A 14,779-nucleotide genomic window follows, 5' to 3' on the forward strand; every position below is an offset into this window, starting at 1 on the left:
CGATGGGCGTAACCGGCAACCCCACCAGCATCAACCAGGGCACCCGCACCAAGGGCGGCATCGGCGAGTCCACGCTCCGCCCCGACGGCATCCTCAAGGTCACCGGCGAGTTCGCGTACTCCTCCGACATGTGGCACGAGGACATGCTCTGGGGCCACACACTGCGCTCCACGGTCGCGCACGCCGAGATCGTCTCCATCGACACCTCGGAGGCGCTCGCCACGTCCGGTGTCTACGCCGTACTCACCTACGACGACCTGCCGACCTCGGTGAAGAACTACGGCCTGGAGATCCAGGACACTCCCGTGCTCGCCCACGGCAAGGTCCGCCACCACGGCGAACCGGTGGCGCTCGTAGCCGCCGACCACCCGGAGACGGCCCGCCGCGCCGCCGCGAAGATCAGGATCGACTACCGCGAACTGCCCGTCATCACCGACGAGGCATCCGCGACCGCCCCCGACGCGATCCTCGTCCACGAGGGCCGTGACGACCACCACGCGGGGCACGTACCGCACCCCAACATCGTCCACCGCCAGCCCATCGTCCGCGGCGACGCGGACGCGGCGGCGGCCCGCGCCGATGTCGTGGTGAGCGGTGAATACGTCTTCGGCATGCAGGACCAGGCGTTCCTCGGCCCCGAGTCCGGCCTCGCCGTGCCCGCCGAGGACGGCGGCGTCGACCTGTACGTCGCCACCCAGTGGCTCCACTCCGACCTCCGCCAGATCGCCCCGGTCCTGGGCCTGCCCGAGGACAAGGTCCGCATGACGCTCTCCGGCGTCGGCGGGGCCTTCGGCGGCCGCGAGGACCTGTCCATGCAGATCCACGCCTGTCTGCTCGCCCTGCGCACCGGCAAGCCGGTCAAGATCGTCTACAACCGGTTCGAGTCCTTCTTCGGACACGTCCACCGGCACCCGGCGAAGCTCTGGTACGAGCACGGCGCCACCCGCGACGGCAAGCTGACCCATATGAGATGCCGCATCGTGCTGGACGGCGGAGCCTACGCGTCCGCCTCCCCGGCCGTGGTCGGCAACGCCTCCTCGCTCTCCGTCGGCCCGTACGTCATCGACGACGTCGACATCGAGGCCATCGCGCTCTACACCAACAACCCGCCGTGCGGCGCGATGCGCGGCTTCGGCGCGGTGCAGGCATGCTTCGCCTACGAGGCCCAGATGGACAAGCTCGCCGCCGAACTGGGCATGGACCCGGTCGAGTTCAGGCAGCTCAATGCCATGGAGCAGGGCACCCTTCTGCCGACCGGTCAGGTCGTCGACTCGCCCGCCCCGGTCGCCGAACTGCTGCGCCGGGTCAAGGCCAGGCCGCTGCCGCCCGAGCGCCAGTGGGAGGTGGCCGGCGAACAGGCCGATGTACGGGCCCTGCCCGGCGGACTGTCCAACACCACCCACGGCGAAGGCGTCGTACGCGGTATCGGCTACGCGGTCGGCCTCAAGAACGTCGGCTTCTCCGAAGGCTTCGACGACTACTCCACCGCCCGGGTGCGCATGGAGGTCATCGCCGGCGAGCCGGTCGCGACCGTGCACACGGCCATGGCGGAGGTCGGGCAGGGCGGCGTCACCGTCCACGCCCAGATCGCCCGTACCGAACTCGGCGTCGCCCAGGTCACCATCCACCCGGCCGACACCCGGGTCGGCTCGGCCGGCTCCACCTCCGCGTCCCGGCAGACCTACGTCACCGGCGGCGCCGTGAAGCACTCCTGCGAGGCCGTCCGCGAGAAGGTCCTGGAGATGGGCCGCCGCAAGTTCGGTACGTACCACCCCGCGTGGGCCACCGCCGAACTGCTCCTGGAAGGCGGCAAGGTCGTCACCGACGACGGCGAGGTGCTGGCCGACCTGGTCGACGTACTGGAGGACGAGGCGGTCGACATCGAGCTGGAGTGGCGCCACCGGCCCACCGAGGCGTTCGACCTCCGCACCGGACAGGGCAACGGCCATGTCCAGTACTCCTTCGCCGCCCATCGCGCGGTCGTCGAGGTCGACACCGAACTCGGCCTGGTCAAGGTCATCGAACTGGCCTGCGCCCAGGATGTCGGCAAGGCGCTCAACCCGCTGTCGGTCATCGGCCAGATCCAGGGCGGCACCCTCCAGGGCATGGGTATCGCCGTCATGGAGGAGATCATCGTCGACCCGAAGACCGCGAAGGTACGCAATCCGTCCTTCACGGACTACCTGCTGCCCACCATCCTCGACACCCCGACCATTCCGGTCGACGTGCTCGAACTCGCCGACGACCACGCCCCGTACGGGCTCCGTGGCGTCGGTGAGGCCCCCACCCTGTCGTCGACCCCGGCCGTCCTCGCGGCGATCCGGAACGCGACGGGCCTGGAGCTCAACAGGACGCCGGTACGCCCCGAGCACCTCACCGGCACCTGAGCCGCGGCTCCACACGATCTCCCCGGGCGGTGCGTGCCTCCCAGGAACGTCACACTTCCGCTGCCCGCACCGCCCGGGGAACCGCAGCACCCGCGGTACCGCAGCATCCGCGTCATCCGCAGTACCAGTAGTGCGGGTGACGCCGCACATGTACCACGTCACACGTCACATTCCACTCTGCATCAACAGTTCGCCTCGGGCCGTCCCCCGGGTCGTGCCGCCAGCGCAGTCATCCCAAATCCCGCATATCGATTCTCCATCGCGGGTGCCCCTGTGAACCTTGGGAGTCAGGCATCATGACCCAGCAGTCAGTGGAGCCCAGGACCAGTGCGGAGGACGCGGGCCAAGGCTCGCGCGTCCCCGCCGGAAGATCCTGGCTCGACCGGTACTTCCACATCTCCGACCGTGGCTCCACCGTCGCACGCGAAGTGCGCGGCGGTATCACCACCTTCATGGCGATGTGTTACATCCTTCTGCTCAACCCGCTCCTGCTGTCCGGGCCGGACGCGGCGGGCCACCGGCTCAGCCACGCCGGGCTGATCACGGCGACCGCCCTGGCCGCCGCCGTGTCCACCCTGCTGATGGGCTTCATCGGCAAGGTGCCCCTCGCCCTCGCCGCGGGACTCTCCGTCTCCGGCGTGCTCGCCACCCAGGTGGCACCCCACATGACCTGGCCGCAGGCCATGGGCATGTGCGTGATGTACGGCGCCGTGATCGTGCTGCTGGTCGTCACCGGGCTGCGCGAGATCATCATGAACGCCATACCGCTGGCCCTGAAGCACGGCATCACCATCGGCATCGGCCTGTTCATCGCGCTGATCGGCCTGGTCAACGCCGGTTTCGTCGGGAAGGGCGCCCCCGTCACGCTCGGCGTCGGCGGGCAGCTCGCCGGCTGGCCCGTACTGCTCTTCTGTGTCACCCTGCTGCTCATCTTCATGCTCCAGGCCCGCAATGTGCCCGGCGCGATCCTGATCGGCATCGTCGTCGGCACGGTCCTCGCCGTCATCGTCAACGCGGTCGGCGACATCAGCCCCAAGGCATGGGGCGGCAGCGCGCCCGAACTGCAGGGCAGCGCGGTCTCGATGCCCGACTTCGGGCTCTTCGGCCACGTCGAGTTCGGCGGCTGGGGCGACATCGGCGTCATGACCGTCGGCATGATCGTCTTCACCCTGGTGCTGGCCGGCTTCTTCGACGCGATGGCGACCATCATCGGTGTCGGTACCGAGGCCGGTCTCGCCGACAGCAAGGGCCGGATGCCGGGTCTCTCCAAGGCACTGTTCATCGACGGTGCGGGCGGCGCGATCGGCGGGGTCTCCGGGGCGTCCGGGCAGACCGTCTTCATCGAGTCGGCGACCGGCGTCGGCGAGGGCGCCCGCACCGGTCTGTCCTCCGTCGTCACCGGTGTGCTCTTCGCCGCCGGACTGTTCTTCACCCCGCTCGCCCAGATCGTGCCGGGGCCGATCGCGGCCGCCGCACTGGTCGTCATCGGCGCGATGATGATGCAGAACGCCCGTCATGTCGACTGGAGCGACCGCTCCGTCGCCGTGCCGGTCTTCCTGACCGTGGCGCTGATGCCGTTCACCTACTCCATCACCGCCGGTGTCGGCGCCGGGGTGATCTCCTTCGCCGCGATCAAGGCGGCGCAGGGCAAGTTCCGTGAAGTGGGCGTCTTCATGTGGGTGCTGACCGGCGTGTTCGTCGTGTACTTCGCGCTCAGCCCGATCGAGAGCTGGATCGGCGCCAAGTAGCACCGGAACCGCTCCGCACCGCAGCCGGTCCGCACCGGACCCTCCCGCCGCCCTCCCGTCCCTCCGCACATCCGTAGAAGGAGAAACGCCATGCTGGACATCGCCGAAGAGCTCAACCGGTGGGTCGAGCAGGGACGCGACTTCGCCGTGGCCACCGTCGTGGCGGTCGGCGGCAGCGCGCCCCGGCAGCCCGGAGCCGCGCTCGCCGTCGACCGTGACGGCACGGCGATCGGATCCGTCTCCGGCGGGTGTGTGGAGGGCGCGGTGTACGAACTGTGCGGGCAGGCGCTGGACGACGGCACCGCGGTGCTCGAACGGTTCGGCTACAGCGACGAGGACGCCTTCGCGGTCGGACTGACCTGTGGTGGCGTCATCGACATCCTGGTGACACCGGTCCGTGCGGACGACCCCGCACGGGCGGTGTTCGCCGCCGCGTTCGCCGCCGCCGCACGGGGGACGGCAGCGGCCCTCGCCAGAATCACCGACGGGCCGGCGGAACTCCTCGGGCGCCCCCTGCTCGTCCACCCCGACGGCTCGTACGAGGGCGGGCTCGGCGGACATCCGGAACTGGACCGCACCGCGGCCGACGACGCCCGCGCCATGCTCGACGCGGGCCGCACCGGTGGTGTCGTCATCGGCGCCGACGGCTCGCGCTGCGGACAACCGCTCACCCTGCTCGTCGAATCGAGCGTCCCACCACCCCGGATGATCGTCTTCGGGGCCATCGACTTCGCCTCGGCACTCGTCCGGGCGGGCAAGTTCCTCGGGTACCACGTGACATTGTGCGACGCCCGCCCGGTCTTCGCCACGAAGGCCCGCTTCCCCGAGGCCGACGAGCTGGTCGTCGACTGGCCGCACCGCTACCTCGCGGCGACCGACGTCGACACGCGCACCGTCCTGTGCGTCCTCACCCACGACGCCAAGTTCGATGTCCCGCTGCTGGAAATGGCGTTGAAGCTGCCGGTCGCGTACGTCGGGGCGATGGGATCGCGCCGCACCCACCTGGAGCGCAACGACCGGCTGCGCGAGGTCGGCGTCACGGAGCTGGAACTGGCCAGGCTCCACTCGCCGATCGGCCTCGACCTCGGAGCACGTACCCCCGAGGAGACCGCGCTGTCGATCGCCGCGGAGATCGTCGCCGACCGGCGCGGCGGCAGCGGCGTTCCGCTCAAGGGTGCGCACACCCCGATCCATCACGAGGCCGGCCGGCCGCAGACCGGAGTGATCACATCCGTGGCCTGAACCGGCCTCCGGACCCCGACCGCTGCGGGCTCGCCTCCGGTACGCAGGAGTGGCTGAAGGGTGCCGTGAAGGCCACCGGGGTCCTCGGCGTGCGCCTTGAGCGAAACGGGCTGGGCGTCGACCAGGAGATCATCCGGGCCTTCGGCCTGAAGCGACCTGCTGAGCTTCGCTCTTGATGCGGCCACGCACTCCCTGGCGGGGGCGCGTGGCCGCCTCTCTTTTCTGTTTCTTGATGGATAAAATTTGTCTACTTTGCCCATATATGGTGGGCGATAAGGCCAGAAAGGGACTTATCGCGGCACGGTTGCCACGGTGAGGTCGGGAGGCTTATAAGAGGAACGTGGCCGAAGCGATTCCGGGAATTCCGGGGACTGCCGCCATGGAGGTTTCCCAATGTTTCTCACTCCGTCCGACACGGAGAAATTGCTGCTGAGTGTTGCCGGAATGGTCGCTCGTGACAGGCGGGATCGCGGTGTGCGGCTCAACTACCCCGAGGCCGTCGCGCTGCTCGCCTGCTGGGCCATGGAACGCGCCCGCGAGGGTGCCCGGGTCGGTGACCTGATGACCGCGGGGCGGAGCGTCCTCACCCGTGCTGACGTGCTGGAAGGAGTGCCCGAGATGCTGCATGACGTCCAGGTCGAGGCGACCTTCCCGGACGGGCGCAAGCTCGTCACGATCACCTCGCCTATCCCGTGATCCCGGGTGAGATCCGGACCGGGTCCGGCGAACTGAAAATAAACGACACTCGTACTCAATTGCATGTGACCGTGGTGAATGACGGCGACCGTCCCATTCAAATAGGCTCGCATCTGCATTTCTCCGACGCGAATCCCGCGCTTTCCTTCGACCGGTCCTCGACCGAGGGATTCCGACTCGACATTCCTTCCGGCACTTCTCTGCGCTTCGAGCCCGGAGTCGGTGCCGAGGTCACCCTCGTCGAACTGGGAGGCCGCCGGAAGGTGCCCGGCATCGTCGTGCCGGGCACCCGGGCCGCGCGTACGGATGGTCTGTGGGCCGCACGTACCGATGACCTGCGGGCCGAACGCGCGGATGACCCGCGGGCCGCGCGAAGGGATGGCATGTGACATGGCACGAATGACCCGTGACGCCTACGCGTCGCTCTACGGCCCCACCACCGGCGACCGCGTCCGCCTCGCCGACACCGACCTCTGGATCGAGGTCGAGGAGGACCGCTGCTTCGGTGGCGACGAGGTCGTGTTCGGCGGCGGCAAGTCCATCCGCGAATCCATGGCCCAGTCCACCGCCTCACGCGCCGACGGCGCCCTCGACCTCGTCATCACCAATGTCGTCGTCCTCGACCACTGGGGCATCGTCAAGACCGACGTCGGCGTACGGGCCGGAAGGATCGTCGCGCTCGGCCGCTCCGGCAACCCCGACATCAGCGACGGTGTCCACCCCGACCTGGTGATCGGACCCGACACCGACGTGGTCTCCGGCGAAGGCCACATCCTCACCGCCGGAGCCATCGACACCCACGTCCACTTCCTCATGCCGGAGACCCTGCACGAGGCCCTCGCCACCGGCACCACCACCGTCATCGGTGGCGGCACCGGCGCCACCGAGGGGTCCAAGGCCACCACGGTCACCCCGGGCGCCTGGAACCTCGCGATGATGCACCGGTCCCTGGACCGTGTCCCGCTCAACGTCATGCTGTTCGCCAAGGGCTCCACCGTCGGCGAGGAGGCCCTGCGCGAGGCGGCACTCGGCGGAGCGGGCGGCTACAAGGTCCACGAGGACTGGGGCGCCACCCCCGCGGCCATCGACGCGGCGCTGAAGGCCGCCGACGACCACGGTCTCCAGGTCGCCCTGCACGCCGACAGCCTCAACGAGGCCGGCTACGTCGAAGGAACGCTCGACGCCATCGCCGGACGCGGCATCCACGTCTTCCACGCCGAAGGCGCGGGCGGGGGCCACGCACCCGACATCATCACCGTCGCCTCCCACTCCAACATCCTTCCGGCTTCCACCAACCCGACGCTGCCGCACAGCGTCAACACCGTCGCCGAGCACCTCGACATGCTGATGGTCTGCCACCACCTCAACCCCCGCGTCCCCGAGGACCTCGCCTTCGCCGAGTCCCGCATCCGCGCCACCACCATCGCCGCCGAGGACGTCCTGCACGACATCGGTGCGCTCTCCATCACATCCTCGGACGCCCAGGCCATGGGCCGCGTCGGTGAGGTCATCTGCCGCACCTGGCAGGTCGCGCACACGATGAAGCAGCGCTTCGGGGACCGGGGCAGCGAGCTGCCCGCCGACAACGAACGCGCCCGCCGCTACATCGCCAAGTACACGATCTGCCCGGCCGTCGCCCATGGTATCGACCACGTCGTCGGCTCCGTCGAACCGGGAAAGCTCGCCGACCTGGTGCTGTGGGACCCCGCCTTCTTCGGGATCCGGCCCGCCGCCGTCATCAAGGGCGGCATGGTGGTGTACGCACCGCTCGGCGACGCCAACGCCGCGATCCCCACCACTCAGCCCGTCCTCCTGCGCCCCACCGCCGCCGCCGACGCCGCCCCGCACCTCTCGGTCAGCTTCGTCGCCCCGGCCGCCCTGGCCGACGGGCTTGCCGAACGCCTCGATCTGGTACGGGAGTTGGTCGCCGTGCGTCCCACCCGCCACCTCACCAAGGCGGACCTGCCGAACAACACGGCACTGCCCGACATCGACGTCGACCCGGAGACCTTCGCCATCCGGATCGACGGCGAACTCGTCGAGCCCGCCCCCGCCACCGAACTGCCGCTGGCCCAGCGGTACTCCATGTTCTGATGGTGGGCCTGGCACCCCTGCTGCTTGGCGACGGACGGCTCCCGGTCGGCGCGTACACCTACAGCGCGGGACTCGAACCGGCCGTCGCGGCAGGCCTCACCCGTGACCGGATCCCCGCCCTGCTGAGGGCCCGGCTGCGCACCGCGGCCGTCACCGAGACCGCCGCCGCCGTACTCGCCCTGCGGGCCGCACGGCGGGACCCGGTGGACTACGGACCCGTACAACAGGCGCTCGCCGCGCGGACCCCGGCCGCACCCCTGCGCGAGGCATCGGCGACGCTGGGCCGCGGGGTGCAGCGCCTGGCGCGCCGGCTGGCCCCCGGCCACCCGGCGGTCACGGCTCTGACCGGGATCCGCCCCCGCCCGCTGCGGCCGGTGGCTCTCGGCGCGCTCGGGGCCGTCATGAAGGTGTCGGAGGAGGAGCTGGCGCGGGGCGTCGTCTACGACGAACTGCAGACCATCACCTCCGCGGCGCTCAAGCTGCTGCCCGGCGACCCGCTGGACACGGTCGCCTGGATCCTCGACGCCGAGCCGCACGCGGCGGCCGCGGTGGCCGAGGCCCTCGCGGTGCGGACCCCGGCCGAACTGCCCGCCCGTACGCCCCCGCTCACCGAACAGTGGGCGCTCGAACACGCACAACGAGAACGGAGACTCTTCCTTGCCTGACCAGCAGACCGACCGCCGGACCGACCAGCCCCTCAAGCAGCCGCGCGCTCTGCGCCTCGGTGTCGCCGGCCCCGTCGGCACCGGCAAGAGCTCGATCCTGGCCACCCTGTGCCGTGAGCTGGCCGGTGAACTCGCCATGGCCGTCGTCACCAACGACATCTACACCGACGAGGACGCCCGCTTCCTCCGCTCGGCCGGTGTGCTGCCCACCGAGCGCATCCGGGCCGTCGAGACCGGAGCCTGTCCGCACACCGCGATCCGGGACGACGTCAGCGCCAACCTCGACGCCGTCGAGGACCTGGAGGAGGCGTACGGACCGCTCGACCTGGTGCTCGTCGAGAGCGGCGGCGACAACCTCACCGCGACCTTCAGCCCGGCCCTCGCCGACGCCCAGCTGTTCTGCATCGATGTCGCGGGCGGCGGCGATGTCGCCCGCAAGGGCGGCCCCGGCATCACCGGCGCCGATCTCCTGATCATCAACAAGACCGACCTCGCGCCCTATGTGGAGGTCGATGTCGCCGCGATGGTCGCCGACGCGTCGAGTGCGCGTGACGGCCTGCCGGTCCTCGCGCTCTCCAAGAACGACCCGGTGTCGGTCGCCGAACTCGCCGACTGGGTGAGGGGGATGCTCGTACGTCACCGCTCCGGCACCCATGTCCCCACCGACCCGGGCCCGATGGCACCCCACAGCCACAGCCACAACGGCTCGTGACCGGGGAGTCCGCCGAGCCCACGGTCGTCACCGTGGAGCTCGACGGTTCGGGCCGCCACATCGCCCGGGAGCTGCGCCCCGGCGCCTTTCTCGCGCCCCGGCCCCTGCTGCCGTCCCTCGACCGGCTGCGGATCGCCCTGGTCGGCACCCGGGCGGGTCTGCTCGCGGGCGACGATCTGCGGCTGGACATCTCGGTCGGCCCCGGCGCCCGGCTGGACCTGGTCGAGCCGTCCGGCCTGGTCGCGTACGACCACCGCGGCGGTACGTCGAGGTGGCGGGCCCGCGTCGCCATCGCGGAAGGCGGCGAACTGCACTGGTACGCCCGGCCGTTCGTGGTCTCGACGGGCGCCCGCGTCGAGCGCTCGATGGAGGTCGCACTGGCGGCCGGGGCACGGATGCTGTGGCGCGACACCCTGGTCCTGGGGCGTTCCGGTGAGCGGGGCGGCGCTGTCCGGGCGATGACGCACGCCACGTACGACGGCTGCGAACTGCTGGTCGAGGACCTGGACCTCATGGACCCGGACATGCGTGAACTTCCCGGCATCCTGGGCCCCAACCGCATCATCGGCTCGGTCACCGCCCTCGGCGCCGCCCCGGGCGGCCGGCCCCACCCGTACCGCACGGACCTGGCGGGGCCGGGGGCGCAGGTACGGCTGCTGGACACGGTGGCGCCGGTGATCGAGGCGGAACTGGCCGCCGTCTGGGAGGACTGGCTCGCACCGGGCGGACCCGGAACGCCAGGCCTCCCGGTCACGAACGGCTGACCGCGCCGCGCGCCACCACGGCCGCGCACAACAGCGCGGGCACCGCCGCGACCGCGAAGCAGACGGCCGGCGGCAGGCGGTCCACCAGCAGGCCCACCGCCGCGGCGCCCACCGACGACCCGGTGTTGACCGCGGTGTTCACCCACGCACCCGCCTGCGTACGGCTGCCCGCGCCCACGGACTCGTCCGCGATGAGGTAGGCGGTGGTCAGGGCGGGCGCGACGAACAGCCCGGCCACCGCCGCGACCGCGGCCAGGACATACACATCGGGCGACAGCCCCGCACCGACCATGGCGGCGCCCAGTCCGGCGGCCAGCAGCGGCAGCCGCACCCGGTTCGACGCCCGCCAGGAGACGGCGCCGTAGGCGATCCCGCCGACCGCGCTCCCGGCCGACAGCGCGGCCAGCACCCACGACACCGCCGCGCCCTGGTGACGCTGCTCGGTGAACGCCACCACCAGCAGATCCAGACCCCCCAGACACAACCCCACGGCCGCCGTCACCAGCACCGCGTGCCGCAGTGCGACGATGCCCAGCAGCCGCCGCCCGGCCGGTGGGCGGTCCGGTCCGGCCGCCGTGCCGTCGGACGCTGCCGCGCCCGTACCGCGCACCGCCGGTGAGGACACCAGCGCCAGCGTGCCGACGAACACCAGCGCGGCGCTGATCGCTACACCGGCCGCGGGCGAGGCGAACTTCACCACCACACCCACCAGCAACGGACCGCTGACGTAGAGGAGTTCCTCGGCGACACCGTCCAGGCTGTAGGCGCGCCGCAGCAGTTCCCGGTCGGTGACGAGGCCGCTCCACAGGGTCCGCATCACCGGCCCCAGCGGCGGTGAGAAGGCCCCCGCCGCGGAGGCCAGGGCCCCCAGCAGGAACGCCGAGGCGCCCGGCCGCCAGGTGGCATACGCCAGGGCGGCGAGCAGTGCCGCGTAGAGGCCGGCCATCGGCGGCAGGGCCCGGCGCGGCCCGTACCGGTCGATCAGCGCGGCGCGCGCGGGGGAGAGGAAGACGCTGGTCGCCCCGAACAGGGCCAGGACGGCGCCTGCGACGGAGTACGAGCCGGTGGCGGCGTTCACCGCCAGCATCAGGGAGAGGGAGACCATCCCGTACGAGAGCCGCCCCAACAGGGCGGCGCCGAAGGTGCGGGCGGCGTGACGGGTACGCAGGACGGTGGCGTAGGAAGGCGTGCGCGAAGGCACGGGTGATGGTGAAAGCATCGATACGTTCCTCGGGAGGGCAGCGCGGCGGACGGCGCTGCGGGCATGCGGGGACACCGAAGTGCCGCACCCGGTGGGAAACGGGATGCGGCCAGTGCGGGGTCCTATGCACGGGAGAGGAACATGTCGGCCAAGGTATCAGGGCGACACGCCGTGGCAGAGGGCGAGTTCGATGCCCGGTGGCCGAAAAGTGGTGTGAGGTGTGACATCGCCTCGGGTAGCGTCGGCGCCCATGTCGCCCTCCCCGTACCCCTCCCGCGAGCGCCCCGACTATGACGCGGACGAGCGGACTCAGCTCGTCGGCTGGCTCGACACACAGCGGGCGACCGCCCGTTGGAAGTGCGAGGAACTGTCGGAGGCGGACGCGCATCGCCCCGTCCTGCCGTCCTCGCCGCTCATGACGATGGCGGGTGTCATGTCACACCTCCGGTGGGCCGAGCACCTCTGGTTCGAGGTCGTCCTGCTGGGCCGCCCGGCCGTGGGGCCGGTGTTCGACGGGCCCGAGGACGCCGACATGATGGTCGAGAGCGTCCCGCTCGCGGGGCTGCTGGACGACTACGACCGGCAGGTCGCGGTGTCGAACGAGATCGTCGCGGCGCAGTCGCTCGACGACGTGGGCCGGCATCCGGACTTCGAGGCCTCGGGTGCGAGCCTGCGCTGGATCATCTTCCACATGATCGAGGAGACCGCCCGGCACGCGGGTCACCTGGACGCCATCAGGGAGATCCTGGACGGCAGGACGGGCCACTACTGACCCACCTGCCGTCCGCACCTGCTATCCGCTGCCTGCCGCCACCGGCTTGTCCGCTGCCTGCCACCGGCCGTCCGTCGCCTGCCGACCGTCGCCCGCGTCATTCCGTGATCTCGGTGTTGGCCGTCAGGATCTGCCCGGCGGTCCGCCGTAGTTCGGGGAGGAAGGCGATGACCTCCTCGCCCCGGCGGACAAGGTCCTCGGTGGACGTGACGCCGAGATCGGCGACGGCCTCCCGGAAGGCCGGGAGGCGTGCGCGGTGCAGCTCGGGGGCGTCCGCGGCCAGTACGGTGTGACATCGCGCGAAGGTCGCGATGATCCAGAACGCGGCTTCTCGGTGGTCGCCCCGCTCGATGAGGTGTCGACTGCCGTCGATGGCGACCGGCCGTGCCTCGGCGGTGATGTCGCCGCTGAAGAAGAACGGCGTACGGGCGACCTCCGCGGCGGCGTCGAAGGTGCGGGCCAGCTCGTCCAGATGACGGCCCGCCCTGCGTGCCGACAGCCGCGCGCACCCCAGGAGCTCCAGCAGCTCCGGGTACAGATGCGCCTGTCCGTACGCGTCGAGGACCTCGCGCGCCGCCGGATATCGCAGCCGGACCGTGGGGTTGCGCAGGGCGGCGACGAGCAGGACGTGGGTGGTCACCCCGGTGGGGAACAGCCACGACAGCACCTGTTCGTGGAACGGCGCGGAGGCGTCGAAGGCGGCGAGGCGGGTCTCGATGCGGCGCTCGGCGTCCAGACATCTGCGGCGCACCCAGGGCCGCTCGGCGAACCGGCGCGACACGTCCGCCCGCAGCTCGCGCAGCCGGCCCGTCGGGTCGTCGATGACCGTGTCGCGGCGGAAGCTCCCCGCCAGGTGGTACGAGGAGAGCACCTCGTCCGCCGAGGCGAGCTCGTCCCACGACAGATGGCTGACCTCCAGCAGCGCATCCCGGAAACGGAACTTGCCGGGCTTGGCGGGCGGGTCGGATTCGGCGGTGACGACCACGACGTCCACGTCCGAGAACGGGGACAGCTCGGCCCCGTCCGGCAGACCCACCGTGGAACCGCTGAAATAGGCGCCACGGAACCAGGGATCGGGCCGGGCATGCTCGGTGACCCACTGGACCGCGGCCGATCGAGCCGTACCGACTCTCACGCCGAACCTCTTTCCTCGCTGCGGGAACACGCCGACCGAAGCCCCGGTGGCCGCCGGGCGTCCGGCCCGGGGCGATGCCGCTTCGAAGGGATCACGGTATGCCGGTCGTGCTGCTCCGTGCCCGCGAAGCGTGTCACTCGTCGCCAGGCACGTGGCCGAGGCGTCAACTGTTCTCGCGCCGGACACCCGTGTGGCGTGATGCCTCCGGCGGGGAGAGGGCTGCGATGAGGAAGATCGTTCTGATGATGTCGGTATCTCTCGACGGCTTCATGGAGGGGCCGGACCGAGAGATCGACTGGCACCTGGTCGACGACGAACTGCACAGTCACTTCAACGAGCAGCTGAGGACCATGGGCGGCTTCCTGGACGGCCGTGTGACGTATCGGCTCATGGCGGACTTCTGGCCGACCGCCGACGCCGATCCGTCGAGCAGCGGACCCGAGGCGGAATTCGCCGGAATCTGGCGGGACATGCCCAAGATCGTGTTCTCCCGGACACTGGAGCGGGCCGACTGGAACACCACGATCAGGCGGGAGGTCGACGCCGAGGAGATCATGGCTCTGAAGGCGCAGCCCGGCGGGGACCTGTGTCTCGGGGGCGCGGGTCTCGCCGCGACCTTCATGCGACTCGACCTGATCGACGAGTACCGCGTCTACGTCCATCCGGTCGTCCTCGGCCGGGGCAAACCCCTGTTTCCGGCCTCGGCGGTCCGAACCGGCCTCCGTCTGGCCGGGACCAGGGAATTCGGCAACGGGGTCGTGCTGCTCCGCTACGACCGCCGCGCGGTTGCTCCAGCGGAATGAACTCCCCGGGCCACGACGGTGCGCGACCGGTGCTGTGCCGGGTCGTACGGGGGGCCCTCCCCGTATAACTGCCGCACCATCGCGAGATCTCACGAAAGGACCGGCGATGACGCTCACTGTCGAGGACCGTCTGGACATCTCCGAACTGCTCGCCCTGCACGGGCACTTGGTCGACAACGACGAAATGGACCGGCTGGACGAGCTGTTCACCGACGACATCGTCTACGAAACGTCGAACCTCGGGCACGGGGAGGTGCACGGGCTGGCCGCCTTCCGGGACATGGCGCGGGCGCGGGCGGGCAAGCCGGGTGCGCCCGTCGGCCACCATGTCACCAACATCGTCCTCACCGAGGCCGGGGACGGCCGGGTCCACGCGCGGTCCAAGGGGATCGGTGCCGGCCCGGACGGCGAGTGCGGAAGCGTGACCTACGAGGATGTGATTGTGCGCGGCGAGCGGGGATGGCGCGTCAGCCGGCGCAGGATCATCCTGCACTTCTCGCCCGCGGCCGCACCGGAGACCGAGGAGGCCGACAGCTGATGGCCGACGGTCGACGGTGCCC

General features: G+C 70.8%; 14 protein-coding genes. 12 read left to right on the plus strand and 2 right to left on the minus strand.

All coding sequences use genetic code 11. The features are described from left to right. Positions 1–2: 2 nt before the first annotated feature. The 9 genes from pucD (at position 3) to OG611_RS33075 (ending at position 10,308) form a co-directional block, all read left to right on the plus strand. Positions 3–2,387 carry a xanthine dehydrogenase subunit D gene (pucD, locus tag OG611_RS33035; RefSeq protein ID WP_266428635.1) on the plus strand — a complete coding sequence of 795 codons (2,385 nt, stop codon included), beginning with the start codon at positions 3–5 and terminating at the stop codon, positions 2,385–2,387. A 296-nt stretch (positions 2,388–2,683) separates the two neighbouring features. Next, positions 2,684–4,135: an NCS2 family permease gene (locus OG611_RS33040; protein WP_266428638.1), complete on the plus strand. Its 1,452-nt coding sequence runs from the start codon at positions 2,684–2,686 to the stop codon at positions 4,133–4,135. Positions 4,136–4,225: 90 nt separating this feature from the next. Continuing rightward, positions 4,226–5,377, plus strand: coding sequence for an XdhC/CoxI family protein (locus tag OG611_RS33045; protein ID WP_266428640.1), 1,152 nt, complete (start codon positions 4,226–4,228; stop codon positions 5,375–5,377). 393 nt (positions 5,378–5,770) lie between these two features. Then, positions 5,771–6,073, plus strand: coding sequence for an urease subunit gamma (locus OG611_RS33050; protein WP_266428642.1), 303 nt, complete (start codon positions 5,771–5,773; stop codon positions 6,071–6,073). Then, positions 6,070–6,462 (plus strand): urease subunit beta, encoded by a 393-nt coding sequence (locus OG611_RS33055; protein WP_266428645.1) that lies wholly within the window; start codon positions 6,070–6,072, stop codon positions 6,460–6,462. The genes OG611_RS33050 and OG611_RS33055 overlap by 4 nt, the downstream gene beginning before the upstream one ends. Before the next feature lies 1 nt (position 6,463). Next, a complete protein-coding gene (locus tag OG611_RS33060; protein ID WP_266428647.1) occupies positions 6,464–8,167 on the plus strand; it encodes an urease subunit alpha in 1,704 nt (567 codons plus the stop codon). Then, on the plus strand, positions 8,167–8,832 hold the full coding sequence (locus tag OG611_RS33065; RefSeq protein WP_266428650.1) for an urease accessory protein UreF: 666 nt from the start codon (positions 8,167–8,169) through the stop codon (positions 8,830–8,832). Before OG611_RS33060 ends, OG611_RS33065 begins: the two co-directional genes overlap by 1 nt. Then, a complete protein-coding gene (gene ureG, locus OG611_RS33070; protein ID WP_266428653.1) occupies positions 8,825–9,544 on the plus strand; it encodes an urease accessory protein UreG in 720 nt (239 codons plus the stop codon). Before OG611_RS33065 ends, ureG begins: the two co-directional genes overlap by 8 nt. After that, entirely contained in the window at positions 9,541–10,308 is a 768-nt protein-coding gene (locus OG611_RS33075) for an urease accessory protein UreD (RefSeq protein ID WP_266428657.1), read from the plus strand. The genes ureG and OG611_RS33075 overlap by 4 nt, the downstream gene beginning before the upstream one ends. On the opposite strand, the gene OG611_RS33080 is transcribed toward OG611_RS33075, so the two are convergent. Continuing rightward, positions 10,295–11,527, minus strand: coding sequence for an MFS transporter (locus OG611_RS33080; RefSeq protein ID WP_266428660.1), 1,233 nt, complete (start codon positions 11,525–11,527; stop codon positions 10,295–10,297). The genes OG611_RS33075 and OG611_RS33080 overlap by 14 nt on opposite strands. A 232-nt stretch (positions 11,528–11,759) precedes the next feature. Here OG611_RS33080 and OG611_RS33085 point away from each other — a divergent pair, with 232 nt between their 5' ends. Further along, entirely contained in the window at positions 11,760–12,281 is a 522-nt protein-coding gene (locus tag OG611_RS33085; protein ID WP_266428663.1) for a DinB family protein, read from the plus strand. Between the two features lie 97 nt (positions 12,282–12,378). On the opposite strand, the gene OG611_RS33090 is transcribed toward OG611_RS33085, so the two are convergent. Beyond that, positions 12,379–13,416 (minus strand): hypothetical protein, encoded by a 1,038-nt coding sequence (locus OG611_RS33090; protein ID WP_266428666.1) that lies wholly within the window; start codon positions 13,414–13,416, stop codon positions 12,379–12,381. A gap of 224 nt (positions 13,417–13,640) precedes the next feature. Here OG611_RS33090 and OG611_RS33095 point away from each other — a divergent pair, with 224 nt between their 5' ends. Together OG611_RS33095 and OG611_RS33100 are read left to right on the plus strand one after the other, a co-directional pair. Next, entirely contained in the window at positions 13,641–14,219 is a 579-nt protein-coding gene (locus OG611_RS33095) for a dihydrofolate reductase family protein (protein ID WP_266428669.1), read from the plus strand. A 106-nt stretch (positions 14,220–14,325) separates the two neighbouring features. Continuing rightward, positions 14,326–14,757 carry a nuclear transport factor 2 family protein gene (locus OG611_RS33100; protein ID WP_266428672.1) on the plus strand — a complete coding sequence of 144 codons (432 nt, stop codon included), beginning with the start codon at positions 14,326–14,328 and terminating at the stop codon, positions 14,755–14,757. Positions 14,758–14,779 lie beyond the last annotated feature (22 nt).

The sequence above is a fragment of the Streptomyces sp. NBC_01363 genome (assembly GCF_026340595.1).
Lineage (GTDB): Bacteria > Actinomycetota > Actinomycetes > Streptomycetales > Streptomycetaceae > Streptomyces.